This is a genomic window from Amorphus coralli DSM 19760 (assembly GCF_000374525.1).
GTDB classification, from domain to species: domain Bacteria; phylum Pseudomonadota; class Alphaproteobacteria; order Rhizobiales; family Amorphaceae; genus Amorphus; species Amorphus coralli.
On the sequence record NZ_KB894572.1, the window covers coordinates 65,568 to 84,495 of the forward strand.

The window sequence follows — 18,928 nt, forward strand, 5'->3', positions numbered from 1 at the left end:
AAGGGGGCTGCGTTTCCCGGAAAGCGTGGCATCCGGCCGGAAGGCGCCGGTCCAGAGGTGCGCCTACTCGCCGCTGACCGGCGGCTGAGGCTTCTCGTTGACCGACAGGCGGAAGATGTCCGGCCGCGCGTAGTGGCCGGCAACGTCGAAGTCGAGCTTGGCGCCGATCAGGTCGTCGATCTCGACTTCGGCCGTGAGGATGCCTTCCTCGTCGACGAGCGGGCCGGCGAGGACCTCGCCGAGCGGACCGGCGATCAGCGAGCGTCCGTGCATCAGGTAGTCGTCGGGCTCCGCCTCGATCCGGGATTCGTAGTCGGCCGGATAGTCGGAGCGGCGCATCACCTGGCAGGCCGAGAGCACGAAGCAGCGGCCTTCCATGGCGATGTGGCGCATGGTCGAGGGCCAGCTCTCCCGGTCGTCCGCCGTCGGTGCGGCCCAGATCTGCACGCCCTTGGCGTACATCGCCATGCGCAACATGGGCATGTAGTTTTCCCAGCAGATGGCGCCGCCGAGCGTGCCAAAGGGCGTTTCCACCGCGGTCAGCGTCGAGCCGTCGCCGAAGCCCCAGACGAGGCGCTCCGAGCCGGTGGGCATCACCTTGCGGTGCTTGCCCAGCAGGCCGTCGGGTCCGAGATAGAGCGCGGTGCAGTAGATGGTGCCGCCGTCGCGCTCGATGACGCCGACGACGGCATGGAGATCGGCCTCGGCGCAGGCCTCCACCAGCCGATCGACCTCAGGCCCCGGCACGGCAATTGCGCCTTCCACATAGCGCTGGAAGTCGCGGCGTCCCTCGGGGGTACGACGGCCGATGGCGCAGCCGAAATCGAGCCCCTTGGGATAGCCGCCGATGAAGGCTTCGGGAAAGACCGCGAGCTCGGCACCCTTCGCCGCGGCTTCCGCGATCAGTCCGACGCACTTGTCGGTGGCGGCCTCGGCGTCGAAGGGGACCGTGGCGGCCTGCACCACCGCGAGCGTCACCTTGGTCATCGGTCGGTCTCCTTGCTTGCGCCGATGTCGGCCCAGCGCGGCCGGTCCATCTCGAAAAGATCGGTGGTGCGGGCATAGACGCCGCGCCCGTGCATGCGGCCGATCAGGTGCATGTCCGGCGTGTCGAGCCGGGGCCGATCGCCCTCGCCGATGATGTCGGCGCGGAAGTGCGCCTCCACGATCGTGCCGACGACGAGAAGCTGTTTCGGACCGGTCCAGATGTGGTGGCTCATCCGGCACTCGAAAGCAGCGACAGCTGCCGCAAGGCGCGGCGGACCGACCTGGCTGCTGGGCACGGTCTCCAACCCAGCGAGCGCCACCTCGTCCACCTCCGGCGGTGCATCGGTACAGGTGACGTTCATCGCCTCGCCGAGCTCCTCGGAGACCAGGTGGACGACGAACTCGCCGGTGTCGAGGATGTTCTTCGGCGTGTCCTTGATCGGATCCTGAGGCAGAAAGCCGATCGCCACGGTGGGCGGATCGCCGCCGAAGCAGTTGAAGAAGGAGTAGGGGGCGGCGTTGAGAATGCCGTCGGTGGAGCGCGAGACGATCCAGGCGATCGGCCGCGGCACGATGGAGGAGGCGAGCAGCCGGTAGCACTCGTCCGCAGTCATCGCGGTGAAGTCGAAGGAGCGGTAGCCGCGACCGTCGTCCGCGCTCATGGCCTCAGGCCTTCACTACCGGGTGGCGCAGGGTGCCGATCTTCTCCACGCCACACTCCAGCACGTCGCCCGGCCACATGAACTCCTGCGGATCGCGGCCGGCGCCGACGCCCGACGGCGTGCCGGTGGCGATGATGTCGCCGGGCTCCAGCGTCATGCAGGAGGAGATGTCCGACACCAGGTGATCGACCTTGAAGAGCATGTGCTTCGTGTTGGAGCGCTGCTTTTCCTCACCGTTGATGGTGAGCCACAGGTCGAGGTCCTGCGGATCGCCGACCTCGTCGGCGGTGACGATGCACGGGCCGAACGGCGCGAAGGTGTCCTGGCCCTTGGATACGATCCACTGGCCGGCGCGGCGGCAGTCGCGCGCCGAAACATCGACCATCACCGAATAGCCGAAGACATGGTCGAGGGCCTCGTCCTTGGACACGCCCCGCGCCGTGGTGCCGATGATGGCGGCCAGCTCGACTTCCCAGTCGAGCTGCTGGGTCAGCGCCGCATTGTGGCGGATCGGATCGTTGGGGCCGATCACCGCCGTCGGCGGCTTGGAAAAGATCACCGGCTCCTTCGGCAGGTCGGCGGAGGTGTCGAGAGTGCGGGAGGATTCCTCCACGTGCTCCACGTAGTTCAGGCCGATGCCGAAGATGTTCTTGGCGGGGCGGGGGATCGGCGCGAGCAGGGTGACATTGGAGGCCGGGATCACCGCATCCACCGACCAGTCGTCGAAGCCCGCGTCGATGAGGTGGCGCAGCACACGCCAGGCAGCCGGGCCGGCCGAAATGAAGTCGATCATCCGGTCGGGAAGTTCCAGCCCGACGCCGTAGCCGAGACGTTCCACGTCGAGGACGAAGCCTTCGGCAAGGGCGCCGAGGCGGGCGGGTTCTTCGACGGATTTGCGGTAGGTGACGAGCTTCATGAAGACCTTCTTTCAGTGAGCCGCGCGTCAGCGCGCGGCCTCATGCTGGGGACGGACTGTTGCAGGCCCGTGACCGCGGCGGATTGCGGCCGGGCAGGGCGTCTCGGTGCGGTGGGCTCAGGCGAGGACGGGCTGCTGGCCGCCGTTGTCGCCGAAGGCTTCCTCACGCCAGAAGCCGAGCTTTTCCATCACCGGCAAGTCGTTGAAGCAGAACAGGCAGGCATCGTCGCTGTCCGACATGTTGCCGTGCTCGTGCCACGCCCAGGAGGGCACGCAGAAGATGTCGTGCTCCTTCCACTCGAAGCGCTTGCCGTTGATGATCGAATAGCCCTCGCCCTTGGCGCAGTGATAGAGGAACGAGCCGGTATGGCGGTGGGCCTTGGTGCGCTCGCCGGGGCGCAGCAGCTGCATGCTGGCGCCGATCGTCTGCATCACGTGGCCGCCCGTCGACGGGTTCACGTAATTCATCAGGATGCCGTCATAGGGCGATCCGTCGGAAGCCTTGGCGTGCTTCGTGAGCGCCTCGTAGGCAGGCTCCCACTCGTACTTGAACAGCGGCGAATAGCCGTTCTTCCAGGTCTCGCCAGCCGGAAGCATGCCCGGCGCGGCCCAGCGATAGGTGGAATCGTTGACCGGGTAGGCGACCGCTTGGTGCAGGTCTTCGTGGACGGCGTAGAAATTCGCCTCCAGCGCGTTGGTCAGCGGGATGTCGAGCCCGTCCTGCCAGATGCACTCCGTCCCGTCCTCGGCGATGGCATGCTCGTGCCAGGTCCCGTTCGGGGTGAGCACGAAATCATTCGGGCCCAGCGTCATCTTGTGACCGTCGACGATGGTGTAGGCGCCTTGGCCCTCGATTATGAAGCGCAGCGCCGAGGCCGCGTGAATGTGCGCAGAGGCGCGCTCGCCCGGCTTCATTACCTGCAGGCCGGAATAGAGCCAGCCGACAGCAGCGGCCACGTCGGTGCGGCCGGGGTTGTTGAGATAGATGACCCGGCGCCCGGCCTTCTCGGCGGAAACGAGGTCGAGGGACTTCAGCACCTTGTCGCGCAGGTCGGCGTAGCGCCACAGCACGGGAACCGACGAGGAGACCGGCTCCCACGGCTCGATCTTGTTGGCCACCGTCCACAGCGCCGCGGTGTCGTTTTCCGCCAGCTCTTCATAATAGGCGACCAGTTCCGGCGTGTCCTCGACGTTGGCGCGTCCCGCCACGTCCTCGCGATAGTCGTCGTAAGACTTGCTCATCCGACACCTCCCTCGCCCGCGAGGCCGATCGGCTCGCCCGGCGGATGAAAACGCTCGGACCCCAGCTAACGCTCTGGCGTCTCGCGCGTCAAGATTTTATAAAATTGAGAAACATGCATAAAATATGCCCGCAAACCGGCTCCCGGTCCTGATGCCCCGAGACACGATGACCGCCCTCGACCTCGACACCGTGAAGCCCGCCGGCAGCCTCGCCGATCGCGCCTGCGATGCCATTCGCACCGATATTCTGGACGGCGTCTTCGAGCCCGGGCAACCCCTGCGGCTGGAGGCGCTCAAGGAGCGTTACGGCTACTCCTTCTCGCCGATCCGCGAGGCGCTTACTCGGCTTGCCGCCGATCGGCTGGTGGCACAGACGAGCCTGCGCGGCTTTCGGGTAGCGCCGCTGTCCCTTGCGGAAATGTGGGACCTCCTGCGCGCCCGCATCGTCGTGGAAGGGGAGGCGTTCCGGCTGGCCATCGAGGCGGGTGACGACGCGTGGGAAGGCCGTGTCGTGTCCACGTTCCACGCCTTTGCCAAGTGCGCGGCGCGTCCGCCGGCCGGATCCGAGGATCGGGCCCTCTTCGAGGACCGTCATGCGGCCTTCCACCGTGCACTCATCGCCGGCTGCGGGTCGCCGACGCTGCTGCATCTCGCCGGCCAGCTCTTCGTGCAGTCCGAGCGCTATCGCCGCCCGCATCTCCTGGCCGAAGGGGACCGGCGCGGGCCCGGCCGAGACGTCGTTGCCGAACACGCTCTTCTCAAGGACGCAGCGCTGTCCCGGGACGCGGCAGGGGCGCTGGTACTGCTCGCCGCCCACTACGAAAACACCGGTCGCTTTATTGAGGCGGCGTTCGGCGCTCGCGGCGGGGCGGCCGGCCAGCCGACGGGTTGACTTCGCCAGTGAGGCAGCGCCTCCTATGCGCGTGCAAGGTGGTTCGAAACGCACGGTGCGTTCGAGCTGAAACGGGAACCGGGAAGGGTCGAAAGACCTGGAGCCCGGACCGCCCCCGCGACTGTGAGCGGCGAGCGGCCACCCAAAACGTCACTGCCGGCTACGGGCCGGTGGGAAGACGGGTGGCGCGACGACCCGCGAGTCAGGAGACCGGCCTTGTGCGGATATTTCTCGAGCGCCGTCGGGTGAGACGGCAAGGAGCTTCGGAATGCATATCGAGCCTGGACTGGTCGACGCCGGCAAGATCGGCCTCAGCTACGTAACCGCCGCCGGCGCGGGCGCCTTCGCCCTGCGCAAGGCCTACCTCGACGCGAAGGATCGCGGCATTGTCTCGCTTGCCGCGCGCGCGGTCGTCGCGACCGCTCTCGTCTTCTGTTTCTTCGAGGTGCTGCCGCATTATCCGGTCGGCGTATCGGAAGTTCACCTGATCCTTGGCTCGACGCTGTTCCTGCTGTTCGGTATGGCCCCCGCCGCCATCGGCCTCGCCCTTGGCCTGCTCGCCCAGGGGCTGCTCTTCGCGCCATTCGACCTGCCGCAGTTCGGCATGAACGTCACCACGCTCTTGGTGCCGCTGTTCGCGCTCGGTGCCTTGAGCCGCAAGATCATCGCGCCGAACACGCCCTATGTGGAGCTCAAGTATCGCCAGGCGCTGGCGCTCTCCACCACCTATCAGGCGGGTATCGTGGCGTGGGTCGGCTTCTGGGCGCTCTACGGCCAGGGCTTCACGGCGGCCAACGTGCAGTCCATCGTGACCTTCGGCGGCGCTTACATGCTGGTCATCCTGCTCGAGCCGCTGGTGGACCTGGCGGTTCTGGCCGGCGCCAAGACGCTGCATGGCCTGCGTGGTTCGGGCCTCGTGACGCCGCGCCTCTACGAGCCGGCCTGACCGGGTCGCCTCCCGGTCCAACTTCGCCGGATCAAAGACTGCCTTGCGGCCGGGCTCTGCCCGGCCGCTTTGCGTTGGTCGCCGGTCGCCCCCGGTTTCTCCGGGCCGCGACACGCGTCGCGGAACAGGGTCTCGCAATTCCGTAATCTTTTTGCCGCTTTGTGTGCGCCACGCCCGGCGGACTACACGGGCGTGAACCCGCAACCGGATCAATGCCCCTGAAGCCGGCCCGGGTGGTGGGAGCCTGTGAGGGTGGCATGCATCAACGTTGGACGCTCGACGGAGCCTGGATCCTCGGCGCCGCGGTCGTGGCGGCTGTCCTTCTCGTCCATCTGGTCGGCCCCCAGCCCTACATCACCGGTGACGAGCCGCGCTACGTCGCCCGGGCGCTGGCCTGGCTGGGCCACGCCGACACCGTCGGGGGGCATCCGCACGCCTCGCTCCACCTGATTCCGATCGCGCCGCTGATCGATGTCTTCGGACCGACGGGCGGGAGAGCAGGCGCCTTTGCCATCGCGGCGGTGGGGTTCTGTCTCCTCCTATCGATGCTGCGGGCTCACTTTTCCCGCTGGCTGGCTCTGGGGGCGGCCGTTGCCGTCTTTGCGACCCTGCCGCTGCTGGCCTTTTCCTGGATCCTTTATACCGAAGCCTGGCTGTTCACCGCGTTGACGGTGAGCTGGATGCTGCTTGGGTCGCGGAGCCGGACGTGGGGGCATCTTGCTCTGTTCCTGCTGTCAGCGCTGATCCTGCCCTTCCTCCATTTGCGCATGGGGCCCGCCTCCGCGGCGTTGATCGCCCTCTACATCGCGGGTGAGATCAGCGCCGAGCGGGGCCTACGAAGCCGTCGGCTCGTGTTGAAGGTTGCGGCCATTGCGGCTTCCTGCGCCGTGGCGCTTGCCGCGCTGCTTGCCTACCAGCTCTGGGTGTCGGGACAGTATTTCGGTTCGGCGACCGCCACCTTTTCACCAACGCTCGACGATGTTCTTCCGCGACTGGCCGTCCAGCTGATCTCCCAGAGGCATGGGCTGTTCATCTTCAATCCGCTGATGATCGTCGCGCTCGCGGGCCTCGTCGTGGGCGTGCTGCGACGCGAGAGGCTGGCGGTGCAGGGCCTCGTCCTGCTCCTCGCCTACGCCGGAACCATCGCGTGGAGCTCCGCAATGGAGTCCATGCCGGCTCGGTTCTGGTGCGCCGCGATGCCGATCTTCGCGGTCGGGCTGGCCATCTGGGTCCGGGAGCAGCGAACCTGGTGCGGGCATGCGGTCACGGCCATGCTTGGGCTGATATCGGCCGGGATGGCGGTCTTCTATGGCTTCGACCCGAACGCGTTCCTGGAGAACCGCGAGGTCTCGATCATCTATGATCGGCTGTTCGACTGGTTTGGCCTGGTCTACCTTCCGCCCTGGTTGGCGGCCGATCCCATCTTTTTCCTGCGCGGCGAGCGGTCGCTGGGGCTCGAGGCCAACGCTGCGCTCCTGACCAGGGGCGGGCTCGTTGCAACGGCGCTTGTCGTCTGCCTGGCTGCTGCGGCGACCATCCGGCGGCCGAACCGGCTCGCATCCGCCTTCGGCGCCGTCTCGCTCGTCTTCTTGGCGGCGATCGTCTGGCAGGCCCGGGCCAGAGAGGTCGCAGCTCACGAGGTCGCCATCCATCTCTCGACGGCGCCGGCCCCCGGCGGACGCGTTCTCACCCTGTCGTTCGAGCGTCCGACCAAGCCCCTGGCGCTGCGGTTCGAGGCAACGCTGCCGCACTGGCATGGCGGCGACTATCCCGAAGGGTTCCGCCTGGATGTGGACCACGGCGACGGACGCTTCGAGACGGTGGACACCATCGCGGCGCGGCGCCTGACCATGCTCCCGGATATCGGAGCGATCGCGCGGCTCAGGCTGACGCCGACTGGACCGCCGAAGGGGACGGACACCTGGACAGAAGGGCCGGTCTCCGTGGTCGCCCGCTGAGCCGCACTGTCAGCCCAGCGCCCGGGCGATGCGGGCGCCAGCCTCGGCGATCTCGCGCGTGTCGCGACAGATGCACATGCGCACCAGCGCGTTGGAGCTTTCCCCGAAAAGCCACCCCGGCGCCAGGCCCACCCGGGCCTCCTGCAGGATCCGTGTGCAGGCGGCACGTGAATCCGCCTCGCCGGCCAGTTCGAACGTCACGTACATCCCGGCATCGGGCTTTTCCGGAAGGATCACGCTGTTGAGGCCGGACAGCGCGTCGTAGGCCGCGTCGACGCCGGCATGGCAGCGCGCGCGGATCGTCCGCACGGTCTCCTCGCCCTGCTCGAGGGCCGCCACGCCGCCGGCCTGCACGAAGGCTGCGGTACCAGAGTTCATGTACTGGGTCATGGCCGACAGGGCCTCCGAGACCGAGGGCGGATGCGTCAGCCAGCCGAGCCGCCAGCCGGTCATCGCCCAGGCCTTGGAGAAGCCGTTGATGGCAATGGCGAGGTCTTCCTCCTCCGCCACCTGCAGGACCGAGGGCGCGGTCTCGCCGGCGAAGGAGAGCCGGTTGTAGATCTCGTCGCTGAGGATCCAGATGCCGGTGCGCCGGCTGAAGGCGATGAGCGCCTCCAGTTCCTCTGCGCTCGCCGTCCAGCCGAGCGGGTTGGACGGCGTGGAGAACATGATGGCACGGGTGCGGGCGTCGCATCGGTCGAAGACGGCCTCGAGGTCGAGCTGCCAACGACCGTTTCGATGGTCGAGCGCGACGGGCCGGGGCTCGCCGCCCACCACGTGGATGGCGTGGCGGATGTTGGGCCACTGCGGTTCGACGTAGACGACGTTGTCGCCGCGATCGACGAGAAGCTGCAGCGCCAGGAAAACGGCCTGCATGCCGCCGGGCGTTACCGTGGAGCGCGACAGCGGAAAGGGGCGTCCATGCAGCCGTTCCTGGTAGGCCGATAGCGCCTCGGTCAGGGCCGGCAGCCCGCGCATGTCGGGCACGTAGAAGGTCTGGCCGTCGTCGAGCGCCGCCTTCGCCGCCTCCTTGATGAATCCGGGCGTCTGCAGGTCGCCTTCGCCATACCAGAGGGTGATGACGTCGGTCATCGAACTCGCCCGCATGGCAAGCTCGGCGATGTTCTCCATCTCCAGGTCGAGGATCTGGGGACGGATGCGGTCCACGGCGCGCGGGGCCGCGCTGCGGTCGATCACGGGCATGGGGATTGCCTTCTTCTGATGGGCGGCACGGGCCGCTCGGCGTGCCGGGCGAGCTTCGTCCCGCACGGCTGCCGGTTCAAGCGTCTTGCGCGATCCGGTCAGGCCGCGCGGGCGCGGGCGACATGCGACGCCGGCTCGCGACCGATGGCGGCGGAGATGAAGCGGGCCGTTTCCGTCAGCGCGTCGAGATCGATGCCGGTCTCGATGTCCATGCCGTGCAGCATGTAGACGAGATCCTCGCTCGCGACGTTGCCGGTGGCGCCCCTGGCGTAGGGGCAGCCGCCGAGCCCGCCCACGGCGGCATCGACCACCGCCACGCCCAGCGGCAGGCAGGCGTGGATGTTGGCAAGCGCCTGGCCATAGGTGTCGTGGAAGTGCAGCGCCAGCGCCTCCACCGGCACTTCGGCCGCCACCGTCTCGACCATGCGGGCGGCCTTCGTAGGTGTGCCGACGCCGATCGTGTCGCCCAGCGAGACCTCGTAGCAGCCCATGTCGGCAAGCGCCTTCGACACGCGGACCACGTCGGAAAGCGGCACCTCGCCCTGGTAGGGGCAGCCGAGCACGCAGGAGACGTAGCCGCGCACCCTCAGTCCGTTGCCGTCGGCGGCCTCCATCACCGGCGCAAAGCGCTCAAGGCTCTCAGCGATCGAGCAGTTGATGTTGCGCTGGGAGAACGCCTCGGAGGCGGCGGCGAAGACGGCGACTTCCTCGACCCCGCACTCCAGCGCCCGCTCCAGCCCCTTCATGTTCGGCACGAGAACGGGATAGCCGACGCCGGGCCTGCGCTCGATGCCGGCCAGCACCTCGGCCGTGTCGGCCATCTGCGGGATCCATTTCGGCGACACGAAACTGCCGGCTTCGATGGTCTCGCAGCCGGCGGCGCCGAGCCGGTCGATCAGCTCGATCTTCACGGCGGCGGGAACGATCTCCGCCTCGTTCTGCAGGCCGTCGCGGGGGCCAACTTCGACGATGCGGACGCGGGAGGGAAGGGAACTCATGGTGGGGCCTGTCGGTGGTTCGGGTTGCTCGGGAGTCAGAGGGCGCCGGCGAGGAAGTCGAGTAGCCTCGGGTCGGAGCCATAGGCGACATTGAAGCGGATGGCGGCGGGATGCGCCTCGCCGCGGTCGGGCCGGAAGACGCTGCCCGGTGCCAGGAAGATGCTCGCATCCGCGGCGCGCCGGCATAGCTCGAGCTCGTCCACGTGGTCGGGCAGGTCGGCCCAGAGATAGAAGCTGGGCCCCTTGCTCGGCCGCAGCCGGAGGCCGACGCTCTCCAGATCGCCGATCGCCGCGCGGTGGGCCGCTTCGACCCGGGCGCGCAGGCGACGGATGTGGCGCAGATACTGGCCGCCCTGGATCAGGTTGAAGACAAACCGCTCGACGAAGTCCGAGGTCGCAACGGTGGTCAGGATCTTCAAGTTGGCCAGCGCGCTGACCACGTCCGGATGGCCGGCCACGAAGCCGCAGCGCAGGCTGGCTGACAGCGTCTTGGAGAAGGTGCCGACATAAAGAACCCGGTTCAGCTGATCGAGGGCGGCAAGCCGCGGCAGCGTCGGCGGCAGGATGTCGGCGAAGGTGTCGTTCTCGACCACCAGCGTGCCCCAGCGCTCAGCCGCCTGCAGCAGGCCGAACGCCACGGGAGGCGACAGCGAGCCGCCGGTCGGGTTGTGGGCCTGGGACTGGGTGAAGAAGATCTTCGGCCGGTGCAGTGCCAGCTTGGCGGCGAGATCGTCGAGGTCTGGACCGTCCGGGTTTCGCTTCACGCCGACGATGCGGACCTTGGCCAGTGTCAGCTTGCCGAACAGCGGATAGTAGCCGGGGTCGTCGACGAGAACGGTGTCGCCGGCCTCCAGCAGGTGGCGGACGATCAGGTCGAGGGCGTGGTTGGCGCCGTTGGTCAGCAGCAATCCGTCCGGCGCCACCGAGATCGATCGGTCGAGGAGCATCAGTCGCAGTCGTTCGCGCAGCGGCTCGTAGCCGCGCGAGGAGCCGTAGCCGAAATCGACGCTGTCTGGTCCAGCCGCCTTGAAGCTGGCGAAGTGGCGCCGGAGCTCCGACCCTTCCATCCACGACGCCGGTGGCCGGCCGTCGCCGGGCCTGACCTCGTAGCGCCGGTCGAGCTGCTCGCGCAGGAGCGAGACGAGATCGACCGCGGTGGCCACATGCGGCGGCGGTTCGGTGGGGCTCGGCAGTTCCAGATGCGAGACGTAGAAGCCGGAGCCGGCCCGCGCCTCCAGGAGTCCCTGCGCCACCAGCCGGTCGTAGGCCTCCGCCATGGTGTTCTTGGAGACGCCGTAGTCCTCTGCGGCGCGGCGCACCGAAGGCAACCGGTCGCCCACCTTGTAGGCGCCCTTGGCAAGCCCTGCGGAGACCTTGGCCACGATCGCCTCGACGAGGGTCTCGGTGCGTTTCACGGAACTGTCCCTAGAATATTGTTGGGACAGTCATTCCATAATTGGCTGGAACTGTCCCTTGATTGTCCCAGTCATACTAGGACAATCCATCACCGCATCCAAGCAAGAGATGCAGGTTAATCGGGTGATGGAAACGACCATGTCTGCTGTGCCGCGTACGCTCAACTCGCGCCTTGAGGGCTATCGCAACAAGACCCCCGGTCAGCGTCTGGAGGCCCTCGCCGAGGCTGTCGGCCTGGCCGGAGAGGATGCCGCCACCATCGGCGATGCCGCCGCCCTGGACGTGGCGCGCGCCAACGGCATGATCGAGAACGTCGTCGGCACATTCCAGTTGCCGATGGGCATCGCCACCAACTTCACCATCAACGGCCGCGACTACCTGATCCCGATGGTGGTCGAGGAGCCGTCTGTTGTCGCCGCGGCCTCCTACATGGCCCGCATCGCCCGCGAGCACGGCGGTTTCCAGACCTCTTCCACCGATCCGGTCATGCGCGCCCAGGTGCAGGTGCTCGGTATTACCGATCCGCACGGTGCGCGGCTGAAGATCCTCGCGGCGCGCGAGCAGATCCTTGAGATCGCCAACAGCCGTGACGCCTTCCTGGTGAAGCTCGGCGGCGGCTGCAAGGACATCGAGGTCCACGTCTTCCCCGACACCCGTCGCGGCGCGATGGTGGTGCTGCATCTTCTGGTCGACGTGCGCGACGCCATGGGCGCCAACGCCGTCAACACCATGGCGGAGGCCGTCGCCCCGCTGATCGAGGAGCTGACCGGCGGCCGCGTGCGCCTGCGCATCCTGTCCAATCTCGCCGACCGCCGGCTTGCCCGTGCGCAGGTTCGGGTACCCCAGGACGCGCTCGCCACCAAGGAGTTCTCCGGCGAGCGCATGGTGGAGGGCATCCTCGACGCCCATGAGCTGGCGGTGATCGACCCCTACCGGGCCGCCACCCACAACAAGGGCATCATGAACGGCATCGACCCGGTGATCGTCGCGACCGGCAACGACTGGCGCGCCATCGAGGCGGGTGCCCATGCCTTCGCCGCTCGCTCGGGTGCCTATACCTCGCTGACCAGCTGGGAAGTCGACACCGAAGGCTGCCTCGTCGGCACGCTGGAAATGCCGATGGCGGTCGGCCTCGTCGGCGGCGCCACCAAGACCCATCCGGTCGCCCAGGCGGCCCTGAAGATCCTCGGCGTGGAGAGCGCCCAGGAACTGGCCGAGATCACCGTCGCGGTGGGTCTCGCCCAGAACATGGCGGCGCTCCGCGCGCTTGCCACCGAGGGCATCCAGCGCGGCCACATGGCGCTGCACGCCCGCAACATCGCCATCGTCGCCGGCGCTGTCGGCAACGAGATCGAGGTCGTGGCGGGCAGGCTCGCCGAGGCCCACGACGTGCGCACCGACCGGGCGCGCGAAATCCTGGCCGAGATGCGCGGTGCGAGCTGACGGTGGACCGTCCGCAGCACCCCGTTGACCGGCCCAATCACAACAACCACGAAACCCTTGAAGGAGAAACACCCATGACCACGACGTTCACGCGCCGCACGGCGCTCGCAGTCTCTGCCGCCGCGCTCGCGGTCGCCTCGTTCGGTCCCGCCGCGTTCGCCCAGGACGGTGAGACGGTGAACTGGCGCATGCAGGCGCTCTGGGATGGCGGCACGACGCCGCAGAAATACGAGCAGATGTATGTCGACCGGGTCGCCGAGCTGACCGACGGCAAGTTCCAGATCGAGCTGTTCTCCGCGGGCCAACTGGTTCCGCCGGCGCAGGCCTTCGACGCCGTGCGCGGCGGCGCCTTCGAGATGATGAAGACCTTCGATGGCTACGAGGCCGGCAAGATCCCGGCGCTGGCCTTCACCTCGACCATCCCCTTCGGCTACCCGGAATCGGGCCAGTATTCTGACTGGTTCTACGAGAAGGGCGGCCTGGAAATGGCGCGCGAGGCGTATGCCCCGGCCGGGCTCTACTACATCGCCCCGATGGTCTACGATCAGGAACCGATCCACTCCAAGGTGAAGATCGAATCCATTGAGGATTTCGACGGCACCAAGGGCCGCTTCGTCGGTCTCGCCTCGTCGGTCATGAGCGACTTCGGCGTGGCGGTATCGCCGCTGCCGACCTCCGAGGTCTACTCCGCCCTCGACAAAGGCCTGATCGATCTGGCCGACCGCGGCGACCTGCAGGCCAATCTTGACGCCGGCCTGTCCGAGGTGGCGCCCTACATCATCCTGCCAGGCGTCCACCAGCCGACGACGGCCACCTCCTACGTCGCCAACCAGGGCGCCTACGACAAGCTGCCGGACGCCTACAAGGAGGCGCTCGCCACCGCCGCCAAGGAAGTCTCCGACGCGTATCAGGCGGCGAAGACCGAGAGCGACGCCAGCGCGCTCGAGGCCTTCAAGGAGCAGGGCGTCGAGGTGATCGAACTGTCCGAGGACGATGTCATCGCGGCGCGGACCCAGGCGGTTGAGTCCTGGCGCAAGGCCACCAAGGACAACGATCTCGCCACCCGCATCCTCGACTCCCAGGTCGAGCAGATGCAGGAGCTGGGCCTGATCCAGTAAGCTTCTCTCTACTGGAGAAAGGGCGGCGGGGCCTCGCGCCCCGCCGCCCGCGCCGTTTCGGGGAACGCAGAATGCCCAGTCCGATCGCCGCCGTCGTCCACTGGATCACGGCGTTCAACCACTGGCTCTACAAGGCGGCCAGCCTGCTGATGCTGGTGATCGTGCCGGTCATGCTCTACGCGGTAACGGCACGCTACCTGTTCAACTCGCCCTCCAGCTGGGGGCTTGAGCTGGCGACGCTGCTGTTCGGGCCGTTCTTCCTGCTCGGCGGACCCTACCTGCTGCACACCGGCGGCCACGTGAACCTCGACCTCGTCCGACGGTCGGTCTCGCCGCGGGTGAACCGCATCTTCGATCTCATCAACTACCCGATCATCGGCGCCTACGCGGTGATCCTGTTCTATTTCGCGTGGCCGTTCGCGATGCAGTCCTACGCGCTGAACGAGACCTCCTACACCTCCTGGAACCCGGTGATCTGGCCGGTGAAGTTCGTGATCCCGATCGCGCTGGCGCTGCTCCTCCTCCAGGCCGTCGCCGAATGGCTGCGGGTCATCTTCAACGACACCGCGCCGCCGGCCGAGGATGCGCAGGGAGACGCCCTGTGAGTGCCAATCTCATCCTCATCCTGATGTTCGGCGGGCTAACGGTCTTCCTGCTGACCGGCCTGCCGGTGGCCTTCGTGCTCGGCGGTCTCTCCGTCCTGTTCACGGTCCTGTTCTGGAACCCGCAGGCGCTGATCATCCTGATCCTGCAGGTCTTCGACACCATGCGGTCGGAGGCGCTGCTGGCCATCCCGCTCTACATCTTCATGGCGGTGGTGCTGCAACGCTCCGGTGTCATCGAGGATCTCTACCGGGCCATGGAGCTGTGGTTCGGCCGGGTGAAGGGCGGGCTGGCCATCGGCACGGTCATCATATGCGTGGTGATGGCGGCGATGACCGGCGTCGTCGGCGCGGCGGTCACCGCGATGGGCATCCTGGCGCTGCCGGAAATGCTGAAGCGCGGCTACGATCCGAAGCTCGCCACCGGCACCATCTGCGCCTCGGGAACGCTCGGGATCCTGATCCCACCATCGGTGCTGACCATCGTCTATTCGGTCACCGCCCAGGTCTCCATCGGCAAGATGCTGATCGCCGGCATCGTGCCGGGCATTCTGCTCGCCTCGCTCTACATCGCCTATATCGTCATCGCCTCGTGGCTGAAGCCGGAGCTGGCTCCGAGCGTCGACGACGCGCCGCGCGTCAGTCTGGCCGAACGCCTGGCGTCGCTGAAGACGCTGGTGCTGCCGTCGCTGATCATCGTGATGGTGCTGGGCTCGATCTTCTTCGGCATCGCCACGCCGACGGAAGCCGCGGCGGTCGGTGTCTTCGGCGCCTGCCTTGCGGCGGCGACCCGCCGACACCTGACGCTCTCGATGCTGATCGATTCCTCCGGCGTGACCCTCAAGTCGACCGCCATGATCCTGTGGATCACCATCGGCGCGAAGGCCTATGTGGCGATCTTCACCGGGCTCGGGGGCGCCGACGCGCTGCTCGGCACCATCCAGTCGTTGCAGGTCAGCCCGTACCTGGTGCTGGCGGTGATGATGCTGATCCTGGTCTTCCTCGGCACCGTGCTGGACGAGATCGGCATCATCCTGCTCACGGTCCCGGTGTTCCTGCCGGTGGTGCGCTTCCTCGGCTTCGACGAGATCTGGTTCGGCGTGCTCTACGCGCTGACCATCCAGATGGGCTATATCAGCCCTCCGTTCGGCTACACGCTCTTCTACATCAAGAGCACGTTGCCCAACGAAGTCGGCATGGGCACCGTCTATCGGGGGATCCTGCCCTTCTTCCTCCTGCAGATCGTCGGGTTGATGCTCTGCGTGGCCTTCCCGCAGATCGCCACCTTCCTGCCGGCGCTGATGGGTCGCTGAGACACGCGCCGCCTCAGGCGGCGCGTGGCGGCTGGCAGGCGGAAGATCCTACCGGTCGGACGTCTGCCAGCGCGGGTTGATCCAGGGCTCGGCGTTGTCGGCGGCAAGCGGCGGCTTGCCCAGGATCAGATCGGAGGCCTTTTCGCCCACCATGATCGACGGGCCGTTGAGGTTGCCGTTGGTGATGCGCGGGAAAATGGACGAGTCCACCACGCGGAGCGCATCGACGCCGATCACCCGGCACTCCGGATCGACCACCGCCATCGGATCGCTGGCCTTGCCCATCTTCGCGGTCCCGCACGGGTGGTAGGCGCTTTCGGCGTGCTCGGCGATGAAGGCGTCGATGTCGTCATCACTCTGCATGTCGTCGCCGGGCTGGATTTCCTTGCCGCGATAGGCGTCGAAGGCCGGTTGGGCGAAGATCTCCCGGGTCAGCCGGATGCAGTGGCGGAAGTCGGCCCAGTCCTGCTCGGTGGACATGTAGTTGAAGAAGATGCGCGGCGCCTCGGCCGGGTCGGCGCTCTTCAGGGTGATCTCGCCACGCGAGGGCGAGCGCATGGGGCCGACATGCGCCTGGAAGCCGTGGCCCTCAGCCGCTGCCTGGCCGTCATAGCGCACCGCGATCGGCAGGAAATGATACTGGATGTCGGGATAGTCCACGCCCGGCCTGGAGCGCAGGAAGGCGGCGCTTTCGAATTGATTGGAGGCGCCGAGGCCGCGCTTGAACAGAAGCCATTCGGCGCCAGCGCGGGCCTTGCCGACCATGTTCCAGTGCTTGAAGAGGGTGATCGGCTGCGTGCAGGCCTGCTGCACGTAGACCTCCAGATGGTCCTGCAGATTCTTGCCGACGCCCGGCCGGTCGGAAACCACGTCGATGCCGTGTTCGGCCAGGTGCTCCGCCGGGCCGATGCCGGACAGCATCAGCAGTTTCGGGGTGTTGATGGACGAGGCCGACAGGATCACCTCGCGCCGGGCGCGGACGATCTCGATCTTGCCGCCGCGCTCGATCTCGACGCCGACGGCGCGGCCGTTCTCGATGATGATGCGCCGAGCGAAGCAGCGCACCAGGTCGAGGTTGGAGCGCTTCAGCGCCGGCTTCAGGTAGGCGTTGGCGGTGGACCAGCGACGGCCCTTCCAGACCGTCTGCTCCATCGGTCCGAAGCCTTCCTGCTTCTCGCCGTTATAGTCCCCCGTCAGCTCGAAGCCGGCCTGCTTTCCCGCCTCCACGAAGGCGTGGAAGAGCGGGTTCTCGCGGGTGCCCCGGGTCACGTGCAGCGGGCCATCGGTGCCGCGCCAGGCGGGATCTCCGCCGTGGCCGCCGTCGTGCCAGTGCTCCATGCGCTTGTAGTAGGGCAGCACGTCGGCATAGGACCAGCCGGCCGCGCCGCTCTCCGCCCAGTGGTCGAAGTCGCGGGCGTGGCCGCGAACGTAGACCATGCCGTTGATGGAGGAGGAGCCGCCGACCACCTTGCCGCGCGGCGTGACCAGGCGGCGTCCGCCAAGTCCGGGCTCCGGCTCGGAGGCGAAGCCCCAATCGTAGCGCGGCATGTTCATCGGGTAGGAGAGCGCTGCCGGCATCTGGATGAACGGGCCGGCGTCGCTGCCGCCATATTCCAGCACCAGCACCGAGTGCCTGCCATCTTCCGACAGCCGGTAGGCAAGGGCCGAGCCTGCCGAACCCGAGCCGACGATCACGAAATCCGCTTCGGTCATCATCCTCTTCACGGCGGTCGGACTGTCGCCCGACGCCGCTTCCTTGTGATTGTCAGTAGGGGCTGTCGACGCGGCCGAGGCCTACATGGACGGTCTTGAGCTGGGAGTAGAACTCCATTGCCGCGCGTCCGTTCTCGCGGCCGAGGCCCGACTGCTTGACGCCGCCGAACGGGGCTTCCACCGGGGTCAGGTTGTAGGTGTTGATCCAGCAGATGCCCGCCTGCAGCTGCCCGGCGACCCGGTGGCCTCGGGCGAGGTCGCGGGTGAAGACGCCGGCCGCGAGGCCGAACGGCGTGCCGTTGGCCCGGGCGATGGCCTCGTCCTCCGTCTCGAACGACAGCAGCGACAGCACCGGGCCGAAGATCTCCTCTCGCGCGATCGTCATGTCGTCGGTGACATCGGAGAAGATGGTCGGCTCGATGAAGGCGCCCTTGTCGAAGACCGGACCGGACGGCAGGCCGCCGCCATAGGCGAGCGTCGCACCCTCTCGGGTGCCGGCCTCGATGTAGCCGACGACCTTGGCGCGCTGGGCCTCGGAGATGAGCGGGCCCATGTGGGTGTCCGGATCGAGAGGATCGCCGACGCGGATCGTCTTGGTGCGCTCGATCAGCCGCTCCAGGAAACGGTCGCGGATGCCGGACTGGACGAAGACGCGGGTGCCGTTGGAGCAGATCTGGCCGGCGGAGTAGAAGTTGCCGAGCATGGCGCCGCCGATGGCGTCCTCGATGTCGGCATCGTCGAAGACGACGATGGGCGACTTGCCGCCAAGTTCCATGGTCACGTGGCGCATGCCCGCGGCCGCCGCGGAATAGACCTTGGCGCCCGTCGGCACCGAGCCGGTCAGCGAGACCTTTGCCGTCAGGGGGTGGGTGGACAGCGCCGCGCCGACGTCACCGAAGCCCTGAACCACGTTGAACAGGCCCGCCGGTGCGCCGGCCTCCATGAAGATCTCGGCGACCTTGAGCGTGCACAGTGGCGTCAGCTCTGACGGTTTGAACACCATGGCGTTGCCGCAGGCGAGCGCCGGGGCCGCCTTCCAGCAGGCGATCTGGGTCGGGTAGTTCCAGGCGCCGATGCCGACGCACACGCCCAGCGGTTCACGCACCGTGTAGGCGAAATCGGTGCCCAGCGGCACGGCTTCGCCGGCGATGGACGCGGCCTGGGCGGCAAACCACTCCAGCGCCTCCACACCGGACATGGCGTCGGCGACGAGCGTTTCCTGGATCGGCTTGGCGGTGTCGAGGCTTTCCAGCCGGGAGAGCTCCTCGTTGCGCGCACGGATCAGGTCGGCGGCGCGGCGCAGCACCCGGGCACGCTCGGCGGGCGGCGTCGCCGCCCATTCGACCTGGGCGCGGGCAGCAGACTCCATGGCCTTGTCGATGACGGCGGGGGTGGCGGCATGCAGCCGCGCGATGACCTCGCCGGTGGCCGAATGGAAGCTGTCGAAGGCCTGGCCCGCCTCGTCCTCGATGTAGGCGCCATCGACGAAATGGCTGGCGGTCGGTTGGGCTTGCATGAA

General features: G+C 67.6%; 16 protein-coding genes and 1 riboswitch. Of the genes, 7 read left to right on the top strand and 9 right to left on the bottom strand.

Annotated features, from left to right (window positions below; genetic code table 11):
• Nucleotides 1-63 precede the first annotated feature (63 nt).
• The 4 genes from C507_RS0108320 to C507_RS0108335 all read right to left on the bottom strand — a co-directional run bounded on the left by C507_RS0108320 (nucleotide 64) and on the right by C507_RS0108335 (nucleotide 3,807).
• Nucleotides 64-987, bottom strand: coding sequence for a carbon-nitrogen hydrolase family protein (locus tag C507_RS0108320; RefSeq protein WP_018699220.1), 924 nt, complete (start codon nucleotides 985-987; stop codon nucleotides 64-66).
• The gene (locus C507_RS0108325; RefSeq protein WP_018699221.1) at nucleotides 984-1,649 is read right to left on the bottom strand and encodes a flavin reductase family protein; all 666 of its coding nucleotides are present in this window, start codon (nucleotides 1,647-1,649) and stop codon (nucleotides 984-986) included. Before C507_RS0108325 ends, C507_RS0108320 begins: the two co-directional genes overlap by 4 nt.
• A gap of 4 nt (nucleotides 1,650-1,653) precedes the next feature.
• Nucleotides 1,654-2,565: a fumarylacetoacetate hydrolase family protein gene (locus C507_RS0108330; RefSeq protein WP_018699222.1), complete on the bottom strand. Its 912-nt coding sequence runs from the start codon at nucleotides 2,563-2,565 to the stop codon at nucleotides 1,654-1,656.
• Nucleotides 2,566-2,682: 117 nt separating this feature from the next.
• Nucleotides 2,683-3,807 carry a cupin domain-containing protein gene (locus C507_RS0108335; RefSeq protein WP_018699223.1) on the bottom strand — a complete coding sequence of 375 codons (1,125 nt, stop codon included), beginning with the start codon at nucleotides 3,805-3,807 and terminating at the stop codon, nucleotides 2,683-2,685.
• 166 nt (nucleotides 3,808-3,973) lie between these two features.
• Here C507_RS0108335 and C507_RS20780 point away from each other — a divergent pair, with 166 nt between their 5' ends.
• The 3 genes from C507_RS20780 to C507_RS0108350 all read left to right on the top strand — a co-directional run bounded on the left by C507_RS20780 (nucleotide 3,974) and on the right by C507_RS0108350 (nucleotide 7,603).
• A complete protein-coding gene (locus tag C507_RS20780) occupies nucleotides 3,974-4,699 on the top strand; it encodes an FCD domain-containing protein (protein WP_018699224.1) in 726 nt (241 codons plus the stop codon).
• Between the two features lie 19 nt (nucleotides 4,700-4,718).
• A riboswitch (cobalamin riboswitch) is annotated at nucleotides 4,719-4,932 on the top strand.
• 35 nt (nucleotides 4,933-4,967) lie between these two features.
• Nucleotides 4,968-5,645: an energy-coupling factor ABC transporter permease gene (locus C507_RS0108345; RefSeq protein WP_018699225.1), complete on the top strand. Its 678-nt coding sequence runs from the start codon at nucleotides 4,968-4,970 to the stop codon at nucleotides 5,643-5,645.
• A 257-nt stretch (nucleotides 5,646-5,902) separates the two neighbouring features.
• Entirely contained in the window at nucleotides 5,903-7,603 is a 1,701-nt protein-coding gene (locus C507_RS0108350; RefSeq protein ID WP_018699226.1) for a hypothetical protein, read from the top strand.
• Between the two features lie 9 nt (nucleotides 7,604-7,612).
• On the opposite strand, the gene C507_RS0108355 is transcribed toward C507_RS0108350, so the two are convergent.
• The 3 genes from C507_RS0108355 to C507_RS0108365 form a co-directional block, all read right to left on the bottom strand.
• Nucleotides 7,613-8,806 (bottom strand): pyridoxal phosphate-dependent aminotransferase, encoded by a 1,194-nt coding sequence (locus tag C507_RS0108355; RefSeq protein WP_018699227.1) that lies wholly within the window; start codon nucleotides 8,804-8,806, stop codon nucleotides 7,613-7,615.
• 98 nt (nucleotides 8,807-8,904) lie between these two features.
• Complete coding sequence (locus C507_RS0108360; protein WP_018699228.1) at nucleotides 8,905-9,804, bottom strand: hydroxymethylglutaryl-CoA lyase; 900 nt, start codon at nucleotides 9,802-9,804, stop codon at nucleotides 8,905-8,907.
• 35 nt (nucleotides 9,805-9,839) lie between these two features.
• Nucleotides 9,840-11,219 (bottom strand): aminotransferase-like domain-containing protein, encoded by a 1,380-nt coding sequence (locus C507_RS0108365; protein WP_018699229.1) that lies wholly within the window; start codon nucleotides 11,217-11,219, stop codon nucleotides 9,840-9,842.
• A 139-nt stretch (nucleotides 11,220-11,358) separates the two neighbouring features.
• Here C507_RS0108365 and C507_RS0108370 point away from each other — a divergent pair, with 139 nt between their 5' ends.
• From C507_RS0108370 to C507_RS0108385, 4 genes are all read left to right on the top strand, one after another.
• A complete protein-coding gene (locus C507_RS0108370) occupies nucleotides 11,359-12,663 on the top strand; it encodes a hydroxymethylglutaryl-CoA reductase, degradative (RefSeq protein ID WP_026318945.1) in 1,305 nt (434 codons plus the stop codon).
• Nucleotides 12,664-12,737: 74 nt separating this feature from the next.
• On the top strand, nucleotides 12,738-13,781 hold the full coding sequence (gene dctP / locus C507_RS0108375) for a TRAP transporter substrate-binding protein DctP (protein WP_018699231.1): 1,044 nt from the start codon (nucleotides 12,738-12,740) through the stop codon (nucleotides 13,779-13,781).
• A gap of 71 nt (nucleotides 13,782-13,852) precedes the next feature.
• A complete protein-coding gene (locus C507_RS0108380) occupies nucleotides 13,853-14,386 on the top strand; it encodes a TRAP transporter small permease subunit (RefSeq protein WP_018699232.1) in 534 nt (177 codons plus the stop codon).
• Nucleotides 14,383-15,696, top strand: coding sequence for a TRAP transporter large permease (locus C507_RS0108385; RefSeq protein WP_018699233.1), 1,314 nt, complete (start codon nucleotides 14,383-14,385; stop codon nucleotides 15,694-15,696). The genes C507_RS0108380 and C507_RS0108385 overlap by 4 nt, the downstream gene beginning before the upstream one ends.
• A 48-nt stretch (nucleotides 15,697-15,744) precedes the next feature.
• On the opposite strand, the gene betA is transcribed toward C507_RS0108385, so the two are convergent.
• Together betA and betB are read right to left on the bottom strand one after the other, a co-directional pair.
• Nucleotides 15,745-17,412, bottom strand: coding sequence for a choline dehydrogenase (betA, locus tag C507_RS0108390; protein ID WP_018699234.1), 1,668 nt, complete (start codon nucleotides 17,410-17,412; stop codon nucleotides 15,745-15,747).
• Between the two features lie 49 nt (nucleotides 17,413-17,461).
• Entirely contained in the window at nucleotides 17,462-18,925 is a 1,464-nt protein-coding gene (betB, locus tag C507_RS0108395; protein WP_018699235.1) for a betaine-aldehyde dehydrogenase, read from the bottom strand.
• Nucleotides 18,926-18,928: the final 3 nt, after the last annotated feature.

Bases quoted from the DNA above. Each gene is read 5' to 3' on its own strand.
- C507_RS0108320 (WP_018699220.1), bottom strand. From the start codon at position 987: ATGACCAAGGTGACGCTCGCGGTGGTGCAGGCCGCCACGGTCCCCTTC.
- C507_RS0108325 (WP_018699221.1), bottom strand. From the start codon at position 1,649: ATGAGCGCGGACGACGGTCGCGGCTACCGCTCCTTCGACTTCACCGCG.
- C507_RS0108330 (WP_018699222.1), bottom strand. From the start codon at position 2,565: ATGAAGCTCGTCACCTACCGCAAATCCGTCGAAGAACCCGCCCGCCTC.
- C507_RS0108335 (WP_018699223.1), bottom strand. From the start codon at position 3,807: ATGAGCAAGTCTTACGACGACTATCGCGAGGACGTGGCGGGACGCGCC.
- C507_RS20780 (WP_018699224.1), top strand. From the start codon at position 3,974: ATGACCGCCCTCGACCTCGACACCGTGAAGCCCGCCGGCAGCCTCGCC.
- C507_RS0108345 (WP_018699225.1), top strand. From the start codon at position 4,968: ATGCATATCGAGCCTGGACTGGTCGACGCCGGCAAGATCGGCCTCAGC.
- C507_RS0108350 (WP_018699226.1), top strand. From the start codon at position 5,903: ATGCATCAACGTTGGACGCTCGACGGAGCCTGGATCCTCGGCGCCGCG.
- C507_RS0108355 (WP_018699227.1), bottom strand. From the start codon at position 8,806: ATGCCCGTGATCGACCGCAGCGCGGCCCCGCGCGCCGTGGACCGCATC.
- C507_RS0108360 (WP_018699228.1), bottom strand. From the start codon at position 9,804: ATGAGTTCCCTTCCCTCCCGCGTCCGCATCGTCGAAGTTGGCCCCCGC.
- C507_RS0108370 (WP_026318945.1), top strand. From the start codon at position 11,359: ATGTCTGCTGTGCCGCGTACGCTCAACTCGCGCCTTGAGGGCTATCGC.
- dctP (WP_018699231.1), top strand. From the start codon at position 12,738: ATGACCACGACGTTCACGCGCCGCACGGCGCTCGCAGTCTCTGCCGCC.
- C507_RS0108380 (WP_018699232.1), top strand. From the start codon at position 13,853: ATGCCCAGTCCGATCGCCGCCGTCGTCCACTGGATCACGGCGTTCAAC.
- betA (WP_018699234.1), bottom strand. From the start codon at position 17,412: ATGATGACCGAAGCGGATTTCGTGATCGTCGGCTCGGGTTCGGCAGGC.
- betB (WP_018699235.1), bottom strand. From the start codon at position 18,925: ATGCAAGCCCAACCGACCGCCAGCCATTTCGTCGATGGCGCCTACATC.